This window comes from Actinomycetospora chlora (assembly GCF_039542135.1).
Lineage (GTDB): Bacteria > Actinomycetota > Actinomycetes > Mycobacteriales > Pseudonocardiaceae > Actinomycetospora > Actinomycetospora chlora.
This window is the reverse complement of sequence record NZ_BAABHO010000010.1, coordinates 109099-130624: the sequence shown is the minus strand read 5'-3', so window position 1 is coordinate 130624 and position 21526 is coordinate 109099. Positions and strand designations below refer to the sequence as shown.

The window sequence follows — 21526 nt, the reverse complement described above, 5'->3', positions numbered from 1 at the left end:
GTCTACCCGGACGAGATTAGTCCGCGCAGGTGAGGAGGCCTGGGTCAGGTGTCCCACATCGAGACAACGTGTCGCCGCCGACACCGCCGACCCGACCGTCGGTGTCAGCCGGAATCACCGCGCGGCGGCGGGGCGTTGCACCGGACATGGCTGATCTCGCGCTCTCGGTCCTGGACCTCTCGCCGGTCCCGTCCGGCTCGCCGACGTCGGCGGCCCTCCACGAGACCGTCGAGCTGGCCCGCACCGTCGAGCGTGCGGGCTACCGGCGCATGTGGCTCGCCGAGCACCACGGCATCCCGAGCGTCGCGAGCTCCAGCCCCGAGGTCCTCATCGGTGCCGCCGCCGGCGCCACGAGCACGCTGCGCGTGGGCTCCGGCGGGATCATGCTGCCCAACCACTCGCCGCTGAAGGTCGCCGAGACCTTCCGGGCGCTCGCGGGCCTCTACCCCGACCGCATCGACCTCGGCATCGGCCGCGCCCCGGGCACCGACCCGCGCACCGCGATCGCCCTGCGCCGCAGCCGGGAGGCCCTCACCGCCGACGACTTCCCCGAGCAGTTCTCCGAGCTGCGCGGCTACGTCGACGGCTTCCCCGCCGAGCACCCCTTCGCCGGCATCGTCGCCGTCCCCGACGACGTGCCGCTGCCGCCGGTGTGGATCCTCGCCTCGAGCTACTACGGCGGGCAGGCCGCGGCCGTGTTCGGTACCGGGTTCGCCTACGCCGGGCACTTCGGCGGCGCCGACCCCGGCGAGGCCACACGGATCTACCGCCAGCAGTTCCGCCCGAGCCACGCCGCCGGCGCGCAGGACCCGCACGTCGTCCTCGCCGCGGCCGTCATGTGCAGCGAGGACGAGGAGCGCGCCCGCGCGATGGGCCGCGCCCACGCCCTGTCGATGGCGCGGCTGCGCACCGGCAACCCCGGCCCGCTACCCAGCCCGGAGGAGGCCCTCGCGCACGACTGGTCCCCGGCCGAGCTGCAGGTCGAGCGCTCGATGGCGTCGAAGATCACCGCCGGCACCCCGCAGCAGGTGCGCGACGACCTCGAGCGCCGCGCCCGCGAGGCGGACGCCGACGAGATCATGATCGTGACGCCGATCCACGACCCCGCCGAGCGGCGCCGCTCCTACGAGCTGATCGCGCAGGAGTTCGGTCTCGCCGCGCCGGGCGTGACCGGGGCCGCGCCGTCGCTCGCCCAGGTGTAGCGCTCGCGTAACCGGTGGGAAACGCTCCGCACGGAGCGTGGGGCCCATGCCCGGGCCCCGTCTGCCGATCACCACGTCGGCCCCCGAGCAGGGCGTCGCGACGCACTGTCCCTACTGCTCACTGCAGTGCGCCATGACGCTGACCCCGCGCGAGCACGACACGGGGACGGTGCTCGAGGTGGCCGGCGCGCCGTTCCCGACCAACCGCGGGGGGCTCTGCGAGAAGGGCCTGTCGGCGGCCGAGCTGCTGACCCACCCGGACCGGCTGACGACGCCGCTGGTGCGTGACGCGCGCGACGAACCGTTCCGGGCCGCGAGCTGGGACGAGGCGCTGCAGCGGATCGCCGACGGGCTGACCGTCGCCCAGGAGCGCTACGGCCGCGACGCCGCCGGGCTCTTCGGCGGCGGCGGCATGACGAACGAGAAGGCCTACCAGGCGGGCAAGTTCGTCCGCGTGGCGCTGCGCAGCGCGTCGATCGACTACAACGGCCGCTTCTGCATGTCCTCGGCCGCCGCGGCGGCGACGAAGGCGTTCGGCCTCGACCGTGGGATGCCGTTCCCGCTGGCGGACATCGCGCGTGCCGACACCGTCCTGCTCGTCGGCTCGAACCCCGCCGACGTCATGCCCCCGGCGATGCGCTGGTTCTCCGCCGGGCGCGAGCGCGGCGCGCAGCACCTCGTCGTGGACCCCCGCTACACCGCGACGGCGGCCGCGGCCGACGTCCACCTCCAGCCCGTGCCGGGGACCGACCTGGCGCTGGCCAACGGCCTGCTGCACCTCGCGGTCAAGCACCGGCTCATCGACACGGCCTACATCGCCGAGCGCACCACGGGCTGGCCCGCGGTCCGGCGGGCGCTGCGCCAGTACTGGCCCGACCGCGTCGAGCGGATCACCGGCGTGCCGGTGCGCGTCATGGAGCGCGCGGTGCGGCTGCTCGCCGGGTCGCGGGCGACGATGATCCTCTCCGGCCGCGGCGCCGAGCAGCACGCCAAGGGCTCGGACACCGCGCTGGCGTGGATCAACCTCGCCCTCGCGCTCGGCCTGCCCGGCCGCCCCTACTCGGGGTGGGCGACGATGACCGGGCAGGGCAACGGGCAGGGCGGCCGCGAGCACGGCCAGAAGGCCGACCAGCTGCCCGGCTACCGGATGCTCGCCGACCCCGCGGCGCGCGAGCACGTGGCCGGCGTCTGGGGCGTCGACCCCGACGAGCTCCCGCAGCCCGGCGTCTCGGCCTACGAGATGCTCGACCGCCTCGGCACCGACGGCGGCGTGCGCGCGCTGGTGGTGATGGCGTCGAACGTCGCGGTGTCGGCGCCGAACACGGCCCACGTCCGCGAGCGGCTGCGGTCGCTGGACTTCCTCGCGGTCTCCGACATCTTCCTGTCCGAGACCGCCGAGCTCGCCGACGTCGTCCTGCCCAGCACTCAGTGGGCCGAGGAAGACGGAACGATGACCAACGTCGAGGGCCGCGTGCTGCGCCGCCGCCGCGCCGTCGACGCCCCCGACGGCGTGCGCAGCGACCTGGCCGTCCTCGCCGGCCTCGCGGCCCGGCTCGGGCGGGGCGACCTCTTCGCCGACGACCCGCGCACGGTCTTCGCCGAGCTGCGCCGGGCCAGCGCCGGAGGTAAGGCCGACTACGCGGGCATCACCTGGGAGCGCATCGAGGCCGAGCGCGGGGTGTTCTGGCCGTGCCCCTCGGAGGACCACCCGGGCACCCCCCGGCTGTTCAGAGAAGGACGGGGAGACGGAGCGGAGCGGAGCTCGACCCAGGGATACTTCCCGACGCCCGACGGCCGGGCCCGGTTCCACGTCGTGCACCACCGCGACGCGGCCGAGATGCCCGACGACGCGTACCCGTACCGGCTGACCACCGGCCGCAGCCGGGCGCACTACCAGTCGGGCACGCAGACCCGCCGCACCAAGGCCCTGCTCGACGCGGAGCCCGGGCCGTCGGTGGAGATCCATCCGGACCTGGCCGCGCGCCTGGGCGTCGACGAGGGCGGCGACCTGCTGCTGCGGACCCGCCGTGGCGAGGCGCGGATGCGGGTGCGGCTGAGCCGGGCGATCCGGCCGGACACCGTCTTCGCCCCGTTCCACTGGTCGGGCGACGCGACGATCAACGACCTGACCAACCCCGCTCTGGACCCGGTGTCGCGGATGCCGGAGTTCAAGACCTGCGCGGTCGAGCTCACGGCTGCCCCCATCCCCCGAGAGGACGCCGACGGATGATCACCACACCCAGGTTCCTGCAGGGCGTGTTCGGGTTCGAGGGACGCGGGCTGGACAAGCCCGCTCCGCTCGACCCGACGCTGACGTACACGGTGCCGGAGGGCACCACCGGCCAGGTGCTCTACCTGCGCGGGGGCAACTCCTCGGACGAGCTGATCACGCTGGTACTGGTGGTCGACGGCGCGCCGTCGCGCTGGCTGCCGATCGGCGCCAAGGGCGACATGCACGTCTCGCTGCGCGTCGTCGAGGACCTCCTCGCCGGCACGACGGTCGAGGTCCACCTGGCCGCGCCCGAGGGCACGAGCGGCACCGCCGTCGTCGACTGCGGTCTGGTGGAGGTCTGACGGTGACCCAGACCGCAGAGCGTCCGGACCTGGAGCAGTCCGGCTCGACCAAGCGCCGCCTCGTCGTCGTCGGCAACGGCATGTCCGGCGCTCGGGCGATCGAGGAGATCCTCGCCCGTGGCGGCGGCGAGCAGTTCTCGATCACCGTCTTCGGCGACGAGCCCTACGGCAACTACAACCGCATCCTCCTGTCCGAGGTGCTGGCCAACCCGGTCGGCGAGACCGTGGACGACGACGAGGGCGAGCTCTTCCTCAATCCCCGGGCCTGGTACGACGAGAACGGCATCGACCTGCACGCCGGCGTGCGCATCGTGCGCATCGACCGGCACGCCCGGGTCGTCCTCGGCGACGACGGCTCGGTGACGCCGTACGACGTGCTCGTCCTCGCCACCGGCAGCCGCTCGTTCTTCCCGCCCATGGAGGGCATGTGGAAGACCGACACCGAGCTGACGCCGGGTGTCTTCGGCTTCCGCAGTCTCGACGACGCGCAGGCGATGCTGAAGTACGTCCGCGGGAAGTCGAGCGCTGTCGTGATCGGCGGCGGGCTGCTGGGGCTCGAGGCCGCGGCCGGGCTGCAGGCGCACGGGCTCGCGGTGCACGTCGTGCACCCCACCGAGGTGCTGATGAACCAGCAGCTCGAGGCCGAGGCCTCCAAGGTGCTGCGCAGCAAGCTCGAGGACATGGGCATGCACATGCACCTCGGGGTGAAGACGTCGGAGATCCTGACAGAGAGTGGCAGGGTCTCGGGGGTCCGCTTCACCGACGGCTCGACGCTGGACTGCGACACCGTCGTGGTCACCGCCGGCATCCGGCCCAACATCGGGCTGGCGATGGTGTCGGGCCTCGAGACCCAGCGGGCGATCGTCGTCGACGACAGGATGCGCTCGGTCGACGACGACGCGATCTTCGTGGTCGGCGAGTGCGCCCAGCACCGCGGCGAGGTCTACGGCGTCGTCGGTCCGCTCTGGGAGCAGGCCGGCGTGCTCGCCGACGTCGTCACCGGTGCGAACCCGGACGCCGAGTACCACGGGTCGCGGCTGGCGACGAAGCTCAAGGTCGCGGGCGTGGACGTCGCGCAGATGGGCGTCAAGACCCCGGAGCGCAGCTCGGACGAGTTCGTGCAGTTCTCCGAGACCGGCCGCGGCGTGTACCAGACCGTCGTCATCCGGGACGGCACGCTGATCGGCGCGACGCTCGTCGGGGACATCAGCAAGGCGGCCGCGCTGACGCAGGCGTTCGACAGCCGCTCGGCCCTGCCCGAGGAACGGGTCAAGCTCCTGTTCGACCTCGGCTCCGCGGGCGACGACACGAGCGCCGCCGACCTGCCCGACGACACCCAGATCTGCAACTGCAACGGCGTCTCCAAGGGCGACCTCGTCGCGTGCGTGCACGACGGCGCCGAGACGGTGTCGGCGTGCATGGCTGCGACCCGCGCCGGCAAGGGCTGCGGGTCGTGCAAGGGGCTCGTCAAGGAGGTCGTCGAGGCCGCGCTGGGCGGCGAAGGCGCCGAGGACCCGGCCGACTCCTACTACGTGCCCGGCATCCCGCTGGACAAGCCGACGTTGATGGCCGAGATCCGGGCGCGGGGCCTGACGAGCGTGTCGTCGGTGTTCGCCGAGCTCGCCCCGGACGGCACGGAGCACGTCGGCTCGAAGATGGGGCTCACGGCGCTGTTGCGCATGATGTGGCCGGACGACTTCGTCGACGAGCGCGACGGCCGGTTCATCAACGACCGCGTGCACGCCAACATCCAGCGCGACGGCACGTTCTCGGTCGTCCCGCGGATGTCCGGTGGGGTGACGTCGCCGGAGCAGCTGCGCCGCATCGCCGACGTCGCCGAGAAGCACGACATCCCGATGGTCAAGCTGACCGGCGGCCAGCGGATCGACCTGCTGGGCGTGCCGAAGGAGAAGCTCCAGGAGGTGTGGGCCGACCTCGACATGCCGTCGGGATGGGCCTACGGCAAGAGCTTCCGCACCGTGAAGACGTGCGTCGGCACCGACTTCTGCCGCTTCGGTCTGGGCGACTCGACGCAGCTCGGCATCGACATCGAGGAGCGCTGCAAGGGCATCGAGGGCCCGGCGAAGATGAAGCTCGCCGTGTCCGGCTGCCCGCGCAACTGCGCCGAGTCGATGGTCAAGGACGTCGGTCTGGTGGCGGTCGGAGGCCAGGAGGACGGTAGGCACTGCCAGTGGCAGATCTACGTCGGTGGTGCGGCCGGGGCGACGATCCGGAAGGGCGACGTCCTGGCGACCGTCGACTCCCACGAGGAGGCCATGACGATCACCGGGCGGTTCCTGCAGTACTACCGCGAGAACGCGAACTGGCTGGAGCGCACGTACGACTTCGTGCCGCGGATGGGCCTGGACCACCTGATCGGCGTGATCGTCGACGACACCGAGGGCATCGCCGCCGAGCTCGACGCCCGGATGCAGGAGGCGGTCGACCGTTACGTCGACCCGTGGGCGGCCGACCAGACCGAGAGCACGCCGGGGCAGTTCCACGACGCGCTGCCGCTGGTGCCGCTGCCCCAGGTGCCGGTCAGGTGAGCGGCGTGGAGGCCCGGCTCGGGCCGGTCGACCAGGTGCCCCTCGGCGAGGGGCGGGCGTTCCTCGTCGGCGACGAGCCGGTGGCCGTGTTCCGCCCGCGCGGCGGCGGGCTGTACGCGCTGCGGGCGATCTGCCCGCACCGCGGCGGCCCGCTCGCCGACGGTCTCACCGACGACGAGGTCGTGATGTGCCCGCTGCACAACCACCAGTTCTCGCTGGCCGACGGCTCCTGCGGGACGGGTGCCGACGGCGTCGCCGCGTACACCGCGAGCGAGGAGGACGGCGAACTGGTCGTGCGCCTGGGCTGACGCCAGGATGGCGCCCGTGCCGAGCACCGAGCGCTTCCTCGACGAGATCGTCCTGCACACGACGGCGTTCGCGAACGCGGTGCACGCGGCCGGGCAGGAGGCGCGGGTGCCGTCGTGCCCGGAGTGGTCGGTGCGCGACCTCGCCGACCACCTCGGCGGCGTCCACCGCTGGTGCGCCAGCACCGTCTCCCGGCCGGGCGAGAAGCTGGTCCGGCGGGGACCGACGGAGCCGCCGATGCCCGCGGGCGACGACGACATGTCGACGTGGCTGCTCGAGGGCGCGGCGGCCGTGACCCAGGCGATCCGGGCCGTCGACGAGGACACCCTCGTGGGCGGCTTCGGGCGGCTCGTGCCGGTGTCGTTCTGGGCCCGTCGCCAGTGCCACGAGACGCTGGTGCACCGCGCGGACGCGGAGATCGCGGCCGGCCAGGACCCGCTCCCCGACGTCGACCCGGTCATCGCCGTCGATGCGATCGACGAGCACCTCGAGATGGTCGTACGGGGCGCGTCGCGACGCCCCGGGCTGCAGGGCGACGGCGCGACGCTGCACCTGCACGCGACCGACGAGGGCCTGCGGGACGGGGCCGGCGAGTGGGTCGTGACGCTGGGCGCCGACGGCCCCGTGGTCGAGCACGCGCACCGCAAGAGCGACACGGCCGTCCGCGGCCCGGCCCGCGCCCTGCTCAGCGTGCTCACCGGCCGCGAAGGCCCCGAGGACGCCGGTGTCGACGTCCTCGGGGCCGCGGACCTGCTCACGCGCTGGCGCGAGCACGGTGCCGTCTGACTAGCGGGTCTTCGTCCAGGTCTGGCAGCCGGTGGTCTCGAACGCGGCGTCACCGGAGCGGATCGTCACCGTCGAGGGCCCCGTGGGGACGCCGTTGGCGATGATCCCGTCGAGCTCGCCGCTCGTGTTGCGCAGGCGGGACCAATAGCACATCCCCATGCCGCCGTCGGCCGGTCCGGCGGTGCGGTACGTGCCCGGCTCGATGTCCTCGCCGACGACGTGGGTGCCGTCGCCGAAGCTCGTCGCCGGCCCGGAGGGCGGCGTGACCTGCGCCGGGGCGGCGGCGCTCGGTGCCGCGGACGCGGCGGCGGGGGTCGGCGCGGCGGGCGTCGGCGTCGACGGCGTCGTCGGGCTCGTGGACACGATGATGACGAGGAGCAGCAGGAGCCCGCCGACGATCCAGGGCCACCGGCGCCGGCGACGCGGAGCGGCCGGAGCGACCGGGCCCATCGGCGCGACCGGGGCGGCCGCCGCGATCGCGGCCCGCGGGATCGGCATCGTCGGCGCGTCCACCTCAGGCGCGGCGGCCCGGCGGTGGGCGACCCGCGGAGCGACGGGGACCGGCCCCGACGGGTGCGGCTCGCGCCCGAAGCCCTGGGCTCCGGCGGGAGCATGGTGGCGCGGCGGCTGGACAGTGGTCATGGTGGCGATCCCCCGACGAGATGCATGGTGTCCGCCGTGCGGCGGACCTGCCGCTCATGTCGTCGGGGCTCGCCGACCGTTAGCACCCGTCACCGGAACGAGTGACGGCGTCCGCGCGCGCCCGATCTGCGGATTACTGGCTGGTATCGCTCGCTGAGCGAGCGATACCAGCCAGTAACCGCCGAACAGCCGGGGTCCTAGAGCGTCAGCACCAGCTTCCCGAACGTCGAGCCCTTCTCCAGCTCGCGGTGCGCCGCCGCCGCGTCCTCCAGCGGGAACGTGCCGGCGATGCGGACGGTGAGCACGTCCTCGTCGATCAGCCGCGCGAGGCCGGTCAGGGCGACCCCGTCGGGCTCGACGAGGAAGTCGGTCACCCGCTTGCCCTCGGACCGCGCCTGCTCGGTGAGGCCCTCCGGCACACCCGACGGCACGCACACCAGCAGGCCGCCGGGACGCATGACCGCGAGCGAGGACGGCCCGTTGACCTCGGTGAGGTCGACGGCGACGTCGATGTCGCGGGTGGCCTGCGCGATCTCCTCCGCGTGGTGGTCGATGGCGTCGTCGAGGCCGAGGGCCACGAGGTCGGCGTGCTTGCCCCCCGAGGCGGTGCCGACGACGTGGGCGCCGCGGGTCTTGGCGATCTGCACCGCGAGGTGCCCGACGCCCCCGCCCGCGGCGTGGATCAGCACGCGCTGGTCGCGCTGGACGTCGGCGGTGTCGACGAGGATCTGCCAGGCCGTGAGACCGGCCAGCGGCGTGGCCGCGGCGGTGACGTCGTCGACGGCGTCGGGGATGTGCGCGAAGTGCCGCGACGGCGCGGTGACGTATTCGGCGTACGCCCCGGCCTGCCGCGGGAACCACGGCATGCCGAACACCCGGTCGCCGACGGCGAACCGCGTCACGCCCATGCCGACGGCGTCGACGACCCCGGCGACGTCCCAGCCGACGGTGAACGGCGGGGAGGTCATGTCGTCCCCTAGCCCGGCTCCGCCCGCGCGGACCTTGGTGTCCACGGGGTTGACGCCGGCGGCGGTCACCCGCACCCGGATCTCGGTCGGGATCGGCTCGGGGACCGGCACCTCCTCGAGGTGCAGGACCTCGGGGCCGCCAGCGGTGTCCTGGGTGATCCTGCGCATGGTCGAGGGCATGGTCGAGACGTGCCCCGCGACCCCGGAAGGCACACCCCGAGCAGGCCGAAAGTGGCTCGGACCCCCTCGGTAAACTGGGTGCCATGGTGCAGTCCGACCCCGGCACTCGTGTGCCCGAGAAGCCGACCCTCGACGGCCTCGAGGACCGGTGGGCGCGTGTATGGGCCGACGAGGGCACCTACGCGTTCGACCGCTCGGCCACGCGCGAGCAGGTGTTCTCGATCGACACGCCGCCGCCGACGGTCTCGGGGTCGCTGCACGTCGGGCACGTGTTCAGCTACACGCACACCGACATCGTCGCCCGCTACCACCGCATGTGCGGCGAGCACGTCTTCTACCCCATGGGGTGGGACGACAACGGCCTGCCCACCGAGCGCCGGGTCCAGAACTACTACGGCGTGCGCTGCGAGCCGAGCCTGCCCTACGACCCGGACTTCACCCCGCCCGAGAAGCCGGGCAAGCAGCACATCGCCATCTCGCGCCGGAACTTCGTGGAGCTCTGCGAGACGCTCACGGCCGAGGACGAGAAGGCGTTCGAGGCGCTGTGGCGGCGCAACGGCCTGTCGGTCGACTGGTCGCACGGCTACCAGACCATCGACGCCCGGGCCCGGGCGATCAGCCAGCGCGCCTTCCTGCGCAACGTCGAGCGCGGCCAGGCCTACGTCTCGATGGCCCCGACGCTGTGGGACGTCACGTTCCGCACCGCCGTCGCGCAGGCCGAGCTCGAGGACCGCGAGCACACCGGCGCCTGGCACCGGATCGCCTACCACGGCGCCGACCAGGACGTCTTCATCGAGACCACGCGCCCCGAGCTCATCCCGGCGTGCGTCGCGCTCGTCGCGCACCCGGACGACGAGCGTTACCGGCCGCTGTTCGGCACCACGGTGCGCTCGCCGCTGTTCGGCGTCGAGGTCCCGGTGCTGTCGCACCCGGCGGCGGAGATGGACCGCGGCGCCGGCATCGCCATGTGCTGCACGTTCGGCGACCTCACCGACGTCCAGTGGTGGCGCGAGCTCGACCTGCCCAACCGCACGGTGATCAATCGCGACGGCCGGCTCCTGCGCGAGACGCCCGACTGGATCACCGACGAGAAGGGCCGCGAGCGCTATGCGGAGCTGGCCGGCGCGACGGTGCACACCGCCAAGGAGCGGATCGTCGCGATGCTGCAGGAGACCGGTGAGCTCGTCGGCGACGTGCGGCCGGTGACGCGTCCGGTCAAGTTCTTCGAGAAGGGCGACAAGCCGCTCGAGATCGTCTCCAGCCGCCAGTGGTACATCCGCAACGGCGGGCGCGACGCGTCCGTCCGCGACGAGATGATCGCCCGCGGCCAGGAGTTGCAGTGGCACCCCGCCTACATGCGGCACCGCTACGAGGACTGGGTGCGCGGTCTCAACGGCGACTGGCTGGTCAGCCGCCAGCGGTTCTTCGGCGTCCCGGTCCCGGTCTGGTACCGGCTCGACGGCGACGGCGAGATCGTCGCCGACGAGGTCCTCGTCCCCGAGGACACGGCGCTGCCCGTCGACCCGTCGACCGACGTGCCGCCCGGCTTCGCCGCCGAGCAGCGCGACACCCCCGGCGGGTTCACCGGCGACCCCGACATCCTCGACACCTGGGCGACGTCGTCGCTCACCCCGCAGATCGCGGGGCTGTGGAGCATCGACGACGACCTGTTCTCGCGGGTCTTCCCGATGGATCTCCGCCCCCAGGCGCACGACATCATCCGGACCTGGCTGTTCTCGACGGTGCTGCGCAGCCACCTCGAGCACGACAGCCTGCCGTGGGCGCACACCGCGCTGTCCGGGTGGATCCTCGACCCGGACCGCAAGAAGATGTCGAAGTCCAAGGGCAACGTCGTGACGCCGATGGACCTGCTCGACGAGTTCGGCTCCGACGCCGTGCGCTACTGGGCGGCCAGCGGACGCCCCGGCGTCGACACGGCCTTCGACCGCGGACAGATGAAGGTCGGCCGGCGGCTGGCGATGAAGCTGCTCAACGCGTCGAAGTTCATCCTCGGCGTCGGGGTCCCGGCCGGGGAACCGGACCTCGCCGCGGTCTCGACGCCGCTGGACCGCGCGCTGCTCGCGCGGCTGACCGAGGTCGTGCAGAAGGCGACGGCGGCCCTCGACGGCTACGACTACGCGGTCGCGCTCGAGGTCACCGAGCAGTTCTTCTGGTTCTTCTGCGACGACTACCTCGAGCTCGTCAAGTCGCGCGCCTACGGGGAGCTCGACGAGGCCGGCCGCGACTCGGCTCGCGCCACGCTCGCGGCCGCGCTGCGGGTGCTGCAGCGGCTGTTCGCCCCGGTGCTGCCGTTCGTCGCCGAGGAGGTCTGGTCGTGGTGGCAGGAGGGCTCGGTGCACCGGGCGCCCTGGCCGGACATCCACGAGCTGGCCACCTCGGCCGAGGTCGACCCGCAGGTGCTGTCGGTCGCCTCGGACGTCATCGGCGGCATCCGCCGGGCCAAGTCGGAGCAGAAGCTCTCGATCCGCACCGAGGTCGAGAGCCTGTCGGTGCAGGCGTCGTCGGCGGCGCTCGAGGCGCTGCGCGAGGCCCTCGGCGACGTGCGCGCCGCGGGTCGGGTGCGCGACGTCGAGCTGGTCGTCTCCGCGGACGGCGAGCTCGTCACCACGGTCGGCGGACCGACGGGCTGACCCGCTCGTGGACGATCTCCTGGCGTGGGTCGACGACCCGGACGCCGGCTGGAGCGTCGGCACGTACGGCGCGCTCGCGGAGTTCCTGCGGGACCCCGACGAGCCCGCCGACGTGCACCACGCCCCCGGCCGCGCCACCGTCGTCACCGACCGCGGCGGCATCGACGTACACCTGACCGACGACGTCGTGCCCGTGGCGTGGGAGCGGCGGGCCGGGGACGCGTGGAGCCAGGCCCTCGCGCTGTGCGTCGTGCCCACCGGCGGGCGGTCGGTGATCACCGAGCTCGGGCCCGACGCCACGGCGCTGCGTGCGCCGGACCGGGACGCCGTCCTCGTCGACCTCGGGGTCGGCGCGCCGAACCTCGAGGCGTGCGTCCGCACCCGGGATCCGGCGCTGCTGGCGGCCTTGCGCGCGGTCGAGGGGCGCCCGCTCGCCGAGGCCGGGTCCGTGGCGTCCGCGCTCGTCGACGCCGGCCCGCACCGCGTCTTCCGGACGTCGGTGGCGCGGCTGGAGGTCTACACGCCGATCCCCCCGCCGACGGGCGCGAGCCCGGACGGGCCCCACACCCACCTGCTGCCGCGGCTGCTGGCGCACGGCCGGACGCACGCCGCGACCGACCCGATCCCTCCGGGTCGCGTCCCCGCGGCCACCGTCCACCTGCCGCACCCGACGCGGGCCGTCGACGGCCGGCGCATCCCGCCGCGCCCCGAGCGGCACCGCCGGGCGCAGGAGGTGCTGGCGCGCTACGGCGACCCGGCGGCCGCGTCGGCCAGGGCGGCGGTGGCCGAGGCGCTGGCAACCTCGGCGGTACCGCCGGACTGGACACTCACCCGGACATTCCGGACGACGACGGAGCTGGCGTTGCGTCAGTGCGAGGAGCTGGAGCCCGACCATCCCCATCTGCCGGGATGGCGGCGTGCGCTCCCGAGGGAGCGGGACGGCGGCGGCGCGGGCGAACCCCTCACCCACGACCCGGCGCAGTGACGCCGGGCGGGAACCGTCGCCGGGGTGTCAGTCCTGGAGCTCGGACTGCGGCGTGATGGCGAAGCGGAACTCGTCGCCGTCGCCACGCTCGGCGTCCGGCACCCGCTCGACGTCGAGCACCTTGTCGTCGAGCGCGGACGCCGCCTGCGGCTCGAGGAAGATGACGGCGCCGCCACCCTCGAGCACGGTGTCGTCCGCCGCGGGCGTCGGGGCCACGGAGAGCTCGAGACCCTCCTCGGCCATGTTGGGGGTCGCCGCGATGCGCAGACCCGACCCCTCGGGCATCTCGTTGGACTCGAGGATGGTCGAGATCGCCTCGGCCGCCGTCTCCGTCAGTGCCAGCATGCCTCGTTACCATACGGGTCACGGAAAGGTCACGCACGTGGATGCGCGTGCCGTCACCTCACTGAATCCGCAGCTCAGCTCGTGACCGCAGCCCGAACACGGAGGGGAACGACACGATGGCCCTCCCGGTGAGCCCCGACCCCACCGATCGGCGTGCTGCGGTGGTCCGAATGCTCTCCGCGTCACCGGATGGGCTGAGCGACGCCGCGCTGGCCCGCGAGCTCGGCGGGGACGTGCGCACCCAGACCGTCAACCAACTCTGCCGGCGCATGGCCGCCGAGGGCGAGCTCGAGCGCGTCGGCACCCGCCCGATCCTCAACCGGCTGCCGGCGCCGCCGCCGCCGAAGGCGCGCAAGCCCCGGAAGCCGCGCGTGGCGACGCCGGAGCCGCCGGAGCCGCCGGTCACGACGCCGAAGCGCGTGCGAGCAGCCCGGCCGGATCAGGACCCGACGGGCAACGGCACCGCACCCGCGACGCCGAAGCGCGGGCCGCGGCGGAAGGTCGCGGCCGAGCCGAGCGTTGCGGAGCCGGTGGTCGCGGAGCCGGTGGTCGCGCCGGTGGCCGTCGAGGACCCTCCGGTCCCCGAGGCGTCGTCGGCGGAGGATCCGGCTCCGGCCGCCGAACCGACCGCGAACGGTACGGCTCCCGAGGCGCCGGAACCGCACGACGGCGCCGCGTCGCTCGGCCCGCCGGCCTACGACGCGCTGCAGGCGTGGTCGCGGGTGGTCAACGTGCAGGCGCTCGTGGCGGGGTGGCTGGTCCGGCGCGGAGCGACGCTGCGCTGGCTGTCGCTCGAGGACGGGCCGGCTCGCGACCTCGTCGCGTCGCTGGACGGGGACGACGTGCACGTCGAGGTCACCGGCTGGCCCACCGACGGCGCCCGGACGCACCCGACGACCATCGCCGGCGACTGGTTCTCCGCGGCCGAGCAGGCCGCCGCCGAGCGTCGGCGGGCCCACCCGCGGGCGCGGATCGTCATCGCCCTGCCCGACACCCGCCGCTACCGCACCCTCACCGAGCAGCGCGCGGCGTCGCTGGCGGGCGCGCGGGCCGAGGTGTGGTTCGTCGACCCGGCCGGAGCCGTGCACGCGAGGTGAGGGTGGCCTGCCGGTTCGCGGCGCCGGGCGCGGGGTAGCTCCCGCTCGCCACCACGCGAACGGAAGGTCCTCATGTCCGCCGACATCACCGAGATGATCCTCGACGACCACGACTGGTTCCGTCGCCAGTTCCTCAGGCTGGCCGACCTGCGCGACCAGCCCGAGGAGGCCGAGAAGGTGTGGAACGAGCTGGCGATCCAGCTCGAGATCCACGCGTCGGCCGAGGAGCAGCACTTCTACCCGTCCATGGCCCGCCGGGCCGACGACGAGGAGGCGTCGGCCACGGAGGACGCGGTCGGCGACCACGACGAGATCCGCGAGGGCACCGAGAAGGCCCGCAACGCGGAGGTCGGCAGCCAGGAGTGGTGGGACGCCATCGACGAGACCGACCAGTCGAACAACCACCACATGGCCGAGGAGGAGCGCGACGACCTCGCGCCGTTCCGCAAGGTCACCACGCTCCCGTTCCGCCAGGAGCTCGGGGCCAAGTTCGAGCAGTTCAAGGTGGAGCACGCCGGCGGCCGCGGGCTCTCGTTCGAGGAGAAGGACCCCCAGAAGTACGTCGAGGCCGTGACGTCGTGACCGGCTAGCGGCCGCCGTCGGCGGGTCGGTCGAGGCCGACCCCCACGACGGTCGACACCAGGTCGGCGCCGGGCGTCCCGGTCAGCGGGACACCGGCGAGGACCGTGCCCGCGCCCGCGAGGCTCACCACCAGGAGCGCCGAGAGCGCCGGCACGGCCCAGCGCGGCGCTCGGCTCGGCGCGGACCACGCCGCCTCCGCGGGCAGCGGGACGCCGTCGGTCGGTGTGGCGTCGGTGAGGTCGTCCACCTCGGGGGCGGGTTCGAGCGCGGGCCGCGGCAGGACCAGCGCCGCGGCGCCGGCGAGCGCGCTGGTGCCGGCCGCGGCGTGGAGCTCGGTGGCCCCGGTCGCCTCGGTGAGCTGCTCGACGACGGGGGTCACGACGTCCGCGACGACGATGGTCCCCGTGGCCGGACGGTCATCGCCCAGCGCGTCGTGGAGGGTGTCGCGCAGCGCGTGGTCGACGAGGCCCGTGAACTCGGCGCGGGTCAGGTAGACCTCCGCGTCGCCCGCCGTGACGATCAGCTCCTCGCCGTCGGTGGTGCACATCAGGCGCCGCGCCTCGCGCAGCTCGCGGCTGAGGTGCGCGGCGTCGCGGCGGCCGGCGGCGTCGGTACGGCGGCGCAGCGACCCGGCGAGATCGGGGTCGACGACCTCGAGCTTGGCGTAGACGACACCGGAGACGAGCGCGTCGAGGCGCTCGGTGAGGTCGATCGCGCCGCCGCAGCTGATCTCCACGCCGTCGTCGGCGGCGCGGATCGACCACGCGACGATCTGGTCGCGCCGGGCGTCGACCACGACCACCGGCGTCCCGGCGGCGAGGCCGGCGAGGTGCTCGCCGGTCCGCGCCACGACGTCGGGCAGCCAGGAGGGCTCGGGCAGGCCGGCCAGCTCGGCGGCCTCGGCGAGCTCGACGAACCGCCCGTGCTCGAGGTCGCCGGGCACCACGAGGACCAGGTGCTCCGGGTCGCTCCCCTCGGCGTCGATCACGGCCGTCAGCGCGTCGCCGAGCTCTGCGGCGCCGTCGTCGGCGAGGTCGGCCCCGACCGGTCGGTAGTCGTGCTCGTCGACGCGGACCGCGGCGAGTGAGCCCGGGATCGCCTCGAGCACCATGGTCCACCGGTCCACAGTTCCCCCTTCAGTGGTGCTGCTGTACTCCGAGCAGGTGGTCACGCCCTAGCCTGTTCGGTCCACAGTAGCGCTGTGTTAGCCACTCCCGGGATCTTCACCACATGGACGAGGCCGGGGTAGACCGTTCACCGATCCGTCGGTGACGGGTGGTGCCCAGGAGGGGCACGGGTCACCCGTCAGGAGTCGACGAAGGCCGGGGCGAGCCAGACCGAGCGCAGCCGGCCCTCCTCGAGCGTGAGCACCACGTTGGTGGCGACTTCGACGGGGCTCGCGCCGTCGTGCTCGGAGCCGGCGATACGGAGCCATCCGCTGCCCGGGTCCCACTCCGTTGTCCAGTCCCGCCGCCCGTCCGCCTCGATCGCGGTACCGGGCTCCAGGTCTGTCGGTCGGCTGACCCGCACGACACCCGGCACCGGCTCGGGCGGCTCCAGCAGACGTTCCCGCCACAGCGTGTGCGGGTGCAGCCCCCAGGCGAACAGCACCTCCTGGCGCGGCAGGCCGATCTCGATCTGGAGGTCGTCGAGGAGGATCGAGGTCCGACCGTCGGGGCAGCGCTCCACCAGAGCTTGGTCGTCCGCGGGGATGAACGTGAAGGAGTACTCGCTCCGCACGTAGCGCAGCTCGCCGAGGAGCTCTCCTCCCTGCCCGGTCGACAGTTCGAGAGGCGGGAGAGGGGAGGGGTTCAACGTCGAGGAGGGACGATCAGTGAACGAGCCGACGAGCGGTGCCTGTTCACGAGAAGGGAGTGGCGGAGGCGAGCAGGTCCTCCTCGAGCACGATCTCGGCGAGTAATGCGTCGGAAGCGCAGCCCACCTCAAGCCCGTGCGTCAGATATCGAACCGCAACGGGGAACTCGGAGAAGCGAAGCACCCAGTCACCCCCGCGCCATCCCGCTCGAAGCGCACCGGCGAGAGTGAGGGCTAGGTCTTCCCCGGCCGACCGGGTGCTGGCTGATGCAAGCTCGGCGACGTTCAAGGTAGGCAGCTTCCCGACGACTTCATCACCGGTCCTGACGCCAGGATCAGCGGCAGTCGGCGGAGTCAGGACGGTGATGCGTTGGATGTTTCCCTCATCACGAGCTGCGACGATCTCCACCCAGCCGTCGGAGTCACTCCCCCATGTCACGATCATCAGAGGGTGACTCGCTGGCTCGATGTCGACGGCAGCAGCGATGTAATCGTCGCGCTGCAAAGACACCAGATCCACCGACGCAACGTCCTGAGCGCGCAGTTCCACGAGACTTCCTCTACTTGTACAGCGCGTGCAAGAGGACTGGGAAGAGATCGGCTTGTCGCTGAGAGAGAATGAGTTCCCAGCCGCCGACCTGATTCAAGGCTCCTGGCGTCCAACCATCGTCGAGTAGCCGGCGGAGCGCAGAGTACATCGACTCGACCTGGACCTGCGTCGTCAAGGGACCGAAGTCGACCGCCCGCTCGGGGTCCATGTTCCTGATCCGGTCGTCGAAGTGCTTCGCGGCGTTGGGATGCACGTGGATCGTCCTACCGTCGACGTCCAGGTTGAAGATGCGTGGCAGAACCGTGGCTCGTGGTAGCGATGGTCCGAGAGGTTCGATACGGTTCCAGATGTCGGGGAGCCGCGGCTCGCAGCTCTGCAGCCCCAACGGATCGATCTCGGCCGTCGGGTTGGGGACGTACGCCCGGGGGTGGGGTGACGGCGCCAGGCCCAGGGGGTCGACGGACGCGTACTGGCCGGTCTCGGGGTCGTAGTACCGGTGCAGGTTGTAGGCCAGGCCCGTCTCGGGATCGTGGTGCTGGCCCGGGAACCGCAGGGGTGTCGACTCGCCCGTCCACACCGTCCGCCCCCACAGCGACGAGCGGGCCGAGCCGACGACCTCGCCGTCGGCGGAGACGAGCGAGGTCGGGGTGCCGACGACGTCGGTGACGATCGCGCGGAAGCGCTCGTCGACCTCCTCGTCGCAGAGCGTCACCGACGCGACGGGCCGGTGGGTCCCGGGGACGTGCTCCCACACCGTCGTCGACCCGGCGCCGTCGGCCAGGCGCGTCTCCTCCGCCAGCACCGTGCCGTCCCACGCCGCGAGGAAACGCTCGACCACGGCCCCGGCGGCGTCGAGCCGCTCACGCGCGATACGGCGGCCGAACACGTCGTAGCGGTAGCGCCAGCGGGCGCCGTCCGGGGTGGTGACGCCGACGAGGCGGTCGAGCGCGTCCCAGCGGAAGTGCCAGGTCAGGGATCGGGCGCCGAGGCGGCGGCGCTGCCGCAGCACCACGCGGCCGTCGGCGTCGTGCCGCACCACGAGCGACCCGGCGCGCCGGACGCGGGTGCCGTCGAGGACGTGCGGCTCGCCCGGCCCGGAGGCGGCGAGCGTGCCCGCGGCGTCGTACCGGTAGTGCTCGTCGCCCACCGAGAGGACGCGGCCGGTGGCGTCGAGGTCGTAGGTGCGGCCCGAGGCGTCGGCCAGGAGGCCGTCGGGCCGGTAGGCCCACGTCCGCCGCGACGTGGTGCCCGCCGGGGTCTCGAGACGGTCACCGACGAGCCGGTCCGACGGGTCCCACTCCTGCGCCAGCGACGCCGACCCCCACGCGCGGCGGGTCTCGCGCCCGGCCGCGTCGACGGTGAACGTCATCGACCCCGCGCCGAGGTCGAGGCCCGCGACGTGACCCGCCTCGTCGAACGACCACCGGCTCGACACCCCCGACGGCACGCGGCGCCCGACGACGCGCCCGCCGGCGTCCCGCTCGACCGCGACCGTGCGGCCGTCCACCGTCTCGGCGACCACGCGCCCCGCCGCGTCGCGGTCCAGCGCCAGCGAGCACGCGGACGACCACGCGCCCACCAGACGCCCCGTCGGGTCGTACGTGCGCCGCTCCGGCTCGCCGTCGACCCACCGCGTCGTCACCCGCCCGGCCGGGTCGTACTCCCAGCGCACCTCCTGGCCCGAGGCGTTCGTGCGGCGCACGACGCGGCCGAGGGCGTCCCGCTCGAGCGTGACGGTGCGGCCGTCGAGGTCGGTCTCGGCGACGAGGCGGCCGGCCGGGTCGTGGGTCGTGGTCCAGGTCCGGCCGACGGCGTCGCGGACGGCGACGACGCGGCGCAGCGGGTCGTGGGTCAGCTCGGTGCGGGCGCCGTCGGGCGCGACCACGGCAGTGACGACGTCGAAGGCGCCGTACTCGCGCCGCGTCACTGCACCGAGCGGGCTGCGCGCGGCGACCTCGTTGCCCTCGCCGTCGTGCTCCCACGACCACGTGGCGCCGTCCGGGCCCGTCCGGCCGGCCAGGAGCCCCTCGACGGTCCAGGCAAGGGACGTGCGCGCACCGAGGGGGTCCACCCGGGCCACCACACGCCCGAACCCGTCGCGCTCGACGCGGGTGACGGCCCCGGCGGGGTCGGTGACGGCCACCGGACGGCCCGCGGCGTCGTTCACGACGGCCGTGCGCGCCCCGAGCGGGTCGACCACGGCGACGACGTGCCCGCGCGCGTCGCGCTCCCACCGGGTGACCGCGCCGGTGGGATCGGTCGCCGCGACGACCCGGCCCGCCGCGTCCCGCTCCCACCGCGTGACCGCCCCACGGGCGTCGGTCCACGTGACCACGCGGCCGGCCGCGTCGCGCCCGACGGACTCGCGGGTGCCGTCGGGGTGCTCGACGCCGACGGTGAGGCCGGTGTCGTCGTGGGTCCAGCGGGTGGTGGCGCCGAGCGCGTCGGTGCGGGCGAGCAGGCGGTCACCGTCGGCCCACACCGAGCGGGTCACGGCGCCCAGCGGGTCGACGCTGCGCACGATCCGGCCGCGCGCGTCGTGCTCGAAGCGCTCGGTGTGTCCCAGCGCGTCGGTGGACTCGGTGACGCCGCGCCCGTACCGGAACGACCACGCCATCTCCCCGCCGTCGGCCGCGCCGTGGACGCAGCGGCCCCGCGCGTCGTAGGTCGAGCGGAAGGTGACCCCGTTGCGGTCGGTCCACGACGCCATCCGCCCGGCGGCGTCGTAGGTGAACCGCAGCGGGCGTCCCGACGAGTTGACGACCTCGGCGAGCTGCCCGTCGGCGTGGGCGAACGACACGACCGGGGACGAGTCCAGCCACAGGCCCGTGACCAGCCCGGACGGGTCGGTGGTGACCGCGACGTGGTGACCGCCGGAGTGCCGGACGGCGGTGGGACGGCCCTGGTCGTCGCGGTCGACGGCGACGTGGTCGCCACCGGGCACCGACCACCCGGTGACCGCGCCGCTCGCGACGAAGGTGCGCCGCAGCCCGGTGGCGGGGTCGGTGATCACCCAGCCCTCACCGTCGCGGGCGAGTGGCCATCGGGGGGCGTGGTCGGGCGCCGCGGGCAGCACGGCCTCCGCGCCGGCCGGCGCGGGGTAGACGACGACCACGGCGTCCTCGCGCACGAACCACACGGCGCCGGCGGCGAACTCGAGGCGCTGGTCGAGCGTCGAGGCCCAGCGCGGGCCGAAGGCGCGGCCGAGCTCCCAGCTCGAGACGTGGGTGCGGGTGAGCCGCAGCGGCAGGGGCGCGTCGATCGCGAGGTCGACCTGGCGCAGGATCTGCGCGCCGCTGACGACGTCGACGGGGTCGGCGCGGGTGGCCAGTCGTTCGAGCGACCGGTTCTCGCTGCGTCCCGCGGCCCGGGCGAGCCGCCCGAGCCGGCCCGCTGCGCCACCCCCTCCGGTGGCCGCGGTGAGGGCGGCGTTCGGGACCAGCTCGCCGAGGGCGCCCGCGGGGTCGCTGCCCCAGCCGGTGCCGACGGCGCCCTTGACCAGGTCGGTGGGGTGGGCGACCGCGCGGGCCAGCCCGGCCCCGGTCGAGGACAGGTTGGTGATCGCCTGCGCGGGGTGGGTCAGGTTGTAGGGGTCGAGCGGAGTGATCGTGCGGCCGAACTGGACGAGCCCCTCGAGGCCGCGCCCCACGCCCGCGGCGAGGCGGTCCTCCACGGTGCCGGCGACGCCGGCCGCGTCGGCGAGGCCCGCCCCGATCTGAGCGACGGTCGAGGGAGGCGCGCCCGCGAGCTCCCCGGCGCCGCGGACCTCGGCGGCGGCTCGCGCGGCGGCCTCGTCCCGTCCGCGGCGGGCGTCGGCCAGCAGCGTCTCGGCCCGGGCGAGGTCACCCGCCGCCGGATCGGTGAACGGCGCCATCGCCGGTGGCGTGCCGCCGGCCGCGATCGCCGCGTTGTGCGCCTCGACCCGGCCGTTGTACTCCGCACGGGCGGCCTCGGAGGCCGCGACCGCGCGGGCGTGCACGTCGACCGCCTCCCGCGCCCGGTCCTGCGCCGCGGCGACCGCGCTGCCGAAGTCGCCGAGGGCGCGCGACGCGCGGTCGAAGGCGGTGGCCGCGTCGCGCCAGCCGCGCGGCGTCTCGCCGAAGCGGGCGCGGAAGGCGTCGGCGGCGGCGCCGGTCCACTGCCGCAGGTCGATGCGCTCGAGGCCGTCGGCGGCGGCACCGAGGTGGTCGGCGAACCGGCGCAGCGTCCCGGCCCGGTCGGCGAGCGCGGCCGGGTCACCGCCGACGAGCTCGCGCGGGTCGGCCGTCGCCCCGAGCGCCGCCTCCATCAGCGG

17 protein-coding genes are annotated in these 21526 nt (G+C 74.1%); 10 read left to right on the top strand and 7 right to left on the bottom strand.

The annotated features are described in order from the left end of the window. The first annotated feature begins 146 nt into the window (after positions 1 to 146). From ABD994_RS08810 to ABD994_RS08785, 6 genes are read left to right on the top strand one after another with little or no spacing between them, the layout of a single operon-like run. Positions 147 to 1202, top strand: coding sequence for an LLM class flavin-dependent oxidoreductase (locus ABD994_RS08810; protein ID WP_345413081.1), 1056 nt, complete (start codon positions 147 to 149; stop codon positions 1200 to 1202). 46 nt (positions 1203 to 1248) lie between these two features. Then, a complete protein-coding gene (locus ABD994_RS08805) occupies positions 1249 to 3432 on the top strand; it encodes a molybdopterin oxidoreductase family protein (protein WP_345413079.1) in 2184 nt (727 codons plus the stop codon). Beyond that, positions 3429 to 3776, top strand: a complete 348-nt coding sequence (locus tag ABD994_RS08800) for a molybdopterin oxidoreductase (protein ID WP_345413077.1) — start codon at positions 3429 to 3431, stop codon at positions 3774 to 3776. Before ABD994_RS08805 ends, ABD994_RS08800 begins: the two co-directional genes overlap by 4 nt. Positions 3777 to 3778: 2 nt before the next feature. After that, positions 3779 to 6325, top strand: a complete 2547-nt coding sequence (nirB, locus tag ABD994_RS08795) for a nitrite reductase large subunit NirB (RefSeq protein WP_345413074.1) — start codon at positions 3779 to 3781, stop codon at positions 6323 to 6325. Further along, positions 6322 to 6633, top strand: a complete 312-nt coding sequence (locus ABD994_RS08790; RefSeq protein ID WP_345413072.1) for a Rieske (2Fe-2S) protein — start codon at positions 6322 to 6324, stop codon at positions 6631 to 6633. Before nirB ends, ABD994_RS08790 begins: the two co-directional genes overlap by 4 nt. Before the next feature lie 16 nt (positions 6634 to 6649). After that, positions 6650 to 7417 (top strand): maleylpyruvate isomerase family mycothiol-dependent enzyme, encoded by a 768-nt coding sequence (locus tag ABD994_RS08785; RefSeq protein WP_345413070.1) that lies wholly within the window; start codon positions 6650 to 6652, stop codon positions 7415 to 7417. Here ABD994_RS08785 and ABD994_RS08780 read toward each other — a convergent pair whose 3' ends face one another. Both ABD994_RS08780 and ABD994_RS08775 read right to left on the bottom strand, forming a co-directional pair. After that, the gene (locus ABD994_RS08780; protein WP_345413068.1) at positions 7418 to 8059 is read right to left on the bottom strand and encodes an Rv1352/Rv1906c domain-containing protein; all 642 of its coding nucleotides are present in this window, start codon (positions 8057 to 8059) and stop codon (positions 7418 to 7420) included. 197 nt (positions 8060 to 8256) lie between these two features. Continuing rightward, complete coding sequence (locus tag ABD994_RS08775; protein WP_345413066.1) at positions 8257 to 9195, bottom strand: NADP-dependent oxidoreductase; 939 nt, start codon at positions 9193 to 9195, stop codon at positions 8257 to 8259. A 95-nt stretch (positions 9196 to 9290) separates the two neighbouring features. Here ABD994_RS08775 and valS point away from each other — a divergent pair, with 95 nt between their 5' ends. Next, the gene (gene valS / locus ABD994_RS08770; RefSeq protein ID WP_345413062.1) at positions 9291 to 11858 is read left to right on the top strand and encodes a valine--tRNA ligase; all 2568 of its coding nucleotides are present in this window, start codon (positions 9291 to 9293) and stop codon (positions 11856 to 11858) included. Positions 11859 to 11865: 7 nt separating this feature from the next. Continuing rightward, positions 11866 to 12843 carry a DUF6925 family protein gene (locus ABD994_RS08765; RefSeq protein WP_345413059.1) on the top strand — a complete coding sequence of 326 codons (978 nt, stop codon included), beginning with the start codon at positions 11866 to 11868 and terminating at the stop codon, positions 12841 to 12843. Positions 12844 to 12870: 27 nt separating this feature from the next. On the opposite strand, the gene ABD994_RS08760 is transcribed toward ABD994_RS08765, so the two are convergent. Next, positions 12871 to 13188: an adhesin gene (locus ABD994_RS08760; protein ID WP_116708087.1), complete on the bottom strand. Its 318-nt coding sequence runs from the start codon at positions 13186 to 13188 to the stop codon at positions 12871 to 12873. Between the two features lie 170 nt (positions 13189 to 13358). On the opposite strand from ABD994_RS08760, the gene ABD994_RS08755 reads away from it, so the two are divergent. Together ABD994_RS08755 and ABD994_RS08750 are read left to right on the top strand one after the other, a co-directional pair. Continuing rightward, on the top strand, positions 13359 to 14285 hold the full coding sequence (locus ABD994_RS08755; RefSeq protein ID WP_345413057.1) for a hypothetical protein: 927 nt from the start codon (positions 13359 to 13361) through the stop codon (positions 14283 to 14285). Positions 14286 to 14357: 72 nt separating this feature from the next. Beyond that, positions 14358 to 14867, top strand: coding sequence for a hemerythrin domain-containing protein (locus ABD994_RS08750; RefSeq protein WP_345413055.1), 510 nt, complete (start codon positions 14358 to 14360; stop codon positions 14865 to 14867). A 4-nt stretch (positions 14868 to 14871) separates the two neighbouring features. On the opposite strand, the gene ABD994_RS08745 is transcribed toward ABD994_RS08750, so the two are convergent. The 4 genes from ABD994_RS08745 to ABD994_RS08730 all read right to left on the bottom strand — a co-directional run bounded on the left by ABD994_RS08745 (position 14872) and on the right by ABD994_RS08730 (position 21520). Then, a complete protein-coding gene (locus ABD994_RS08745) occupies positions 14872 to 15993 on the bottom strand; it encodes a hypothetical protein (protein ID WP_345413053.1) in 1122 nt (373 codons plus the stop codon). Positions 15994 to 16172: 179 nt separating this feature from the next. After that, positions 16173 to 16607, bottom strand: coding sequence for a hypothetical protein (locus ABD994_RS08740; protein WP_345413051.1), 435 nt, complete (start codon positions 16605 to 16607; stop codon positions 16173 to 16175). A 121-nt stretch (positions 16608 to 16728) separates the two neighbouring features. Then, complete coding sequence (locus ABD994_RS08735; RefSeq protein WP_345413049.1) at positions 16729 to 17232, bottom strand: hypothetical protein; 504 nt, start codon at positions 17230 to 17232, stop codon at positions 16729 to 16731. A gap of 10 nt (positions 17233 to 17242) precedes the next feature. After that, a complete protein-coding gene (locus ABD994_RS08730) occupies positions 17243 to 21520 on the bottom strand; it encodes a putative T7SS-secreted protein (protein ID WP_345413044.1) in 4278 nt (1425 codons plus the stop codon). Positions 21521 to 21526: the final 6 nt, after the last annotated feature.

What these genes read in the sequence shown, in the direction of transcription:
- valS (WP_345413062.1), top strand. Translation starts at nt 9,291, where the DNA reads ATGGTGCAGTCCGACCCCGGCACTCGTGTGCCCGAGAAGCCGACCCTC.
- ABD994_RS08760 (WP_116708087.1), bottom strand. Translation starts at nt 13,188, where the DNA reads ATGCTGGCACTGACGGAGACGGCGGCCGAGGCGATCTCGACCATCCTC.
- ABD994_RS08755 (WP_345413057.1), top strand. Translation starts at nt 13,359, where the DNA reads ATGCTCTCCGCGTCACCGGATGGGCTGAGCGACGCCGCGCTGGCCCGC.
- ABD994_RS08800 (WP_345413077.1), top strand. Translation starts at nt 3,429, where the DNA reads ATGATCACCACACCCAGGTTCCTGCAGGGCGTGTTCGGGTTCGAGGGA.
- ABD994_RS08750 (WP_345413055.1), top strand. Translation starts at nt 14,358, where the DNA reads ATGTCCGCCGACATCACCGAGATGATCCTCGACGACCACGACTGGTTC.
- ABD994_RS08775 (WP_345413066.1), bottom strand. Translation starts at nt 9,195, where the DNA reads ATGCGCAGGATCACCCAGGACACCGCTGGCGGCCCCGAGGTCCTGCAC.
- ABD994_RS08730 (WP_345413044.1), bottom strand. Translation starts at nt 21,520, where the DNA reads ATGGAGGCGGCGCTCGGGGCGACGGCCGACCCGCGCGAGCTCGTCGGC.
- ABD994_RS08810 (WP_345413081.1), top strand. Translation starts at nt 147, where the DNA reads ATGGCTGATCTCGCGCTCTCGGTCCTGGACCTCTCGCCGGTCCCGTCC.
- ABD994_RS08780 (WP_345413068.1), bottom strand. Translation starts at nt 8,059, where the DNA reads ATGACCACTGTCCAGCCGCCGCGCCACCATGCTCCCGCCGGAGCCCAG.
- ABD994_RS08805 (WP_345413079.1), top strand. Translation starts at nt 1,249, where the DNA reads ATGCCCGGGCCCCGTCTGCCGATCACCACGTCGGCCCCCGAGCAGGGC.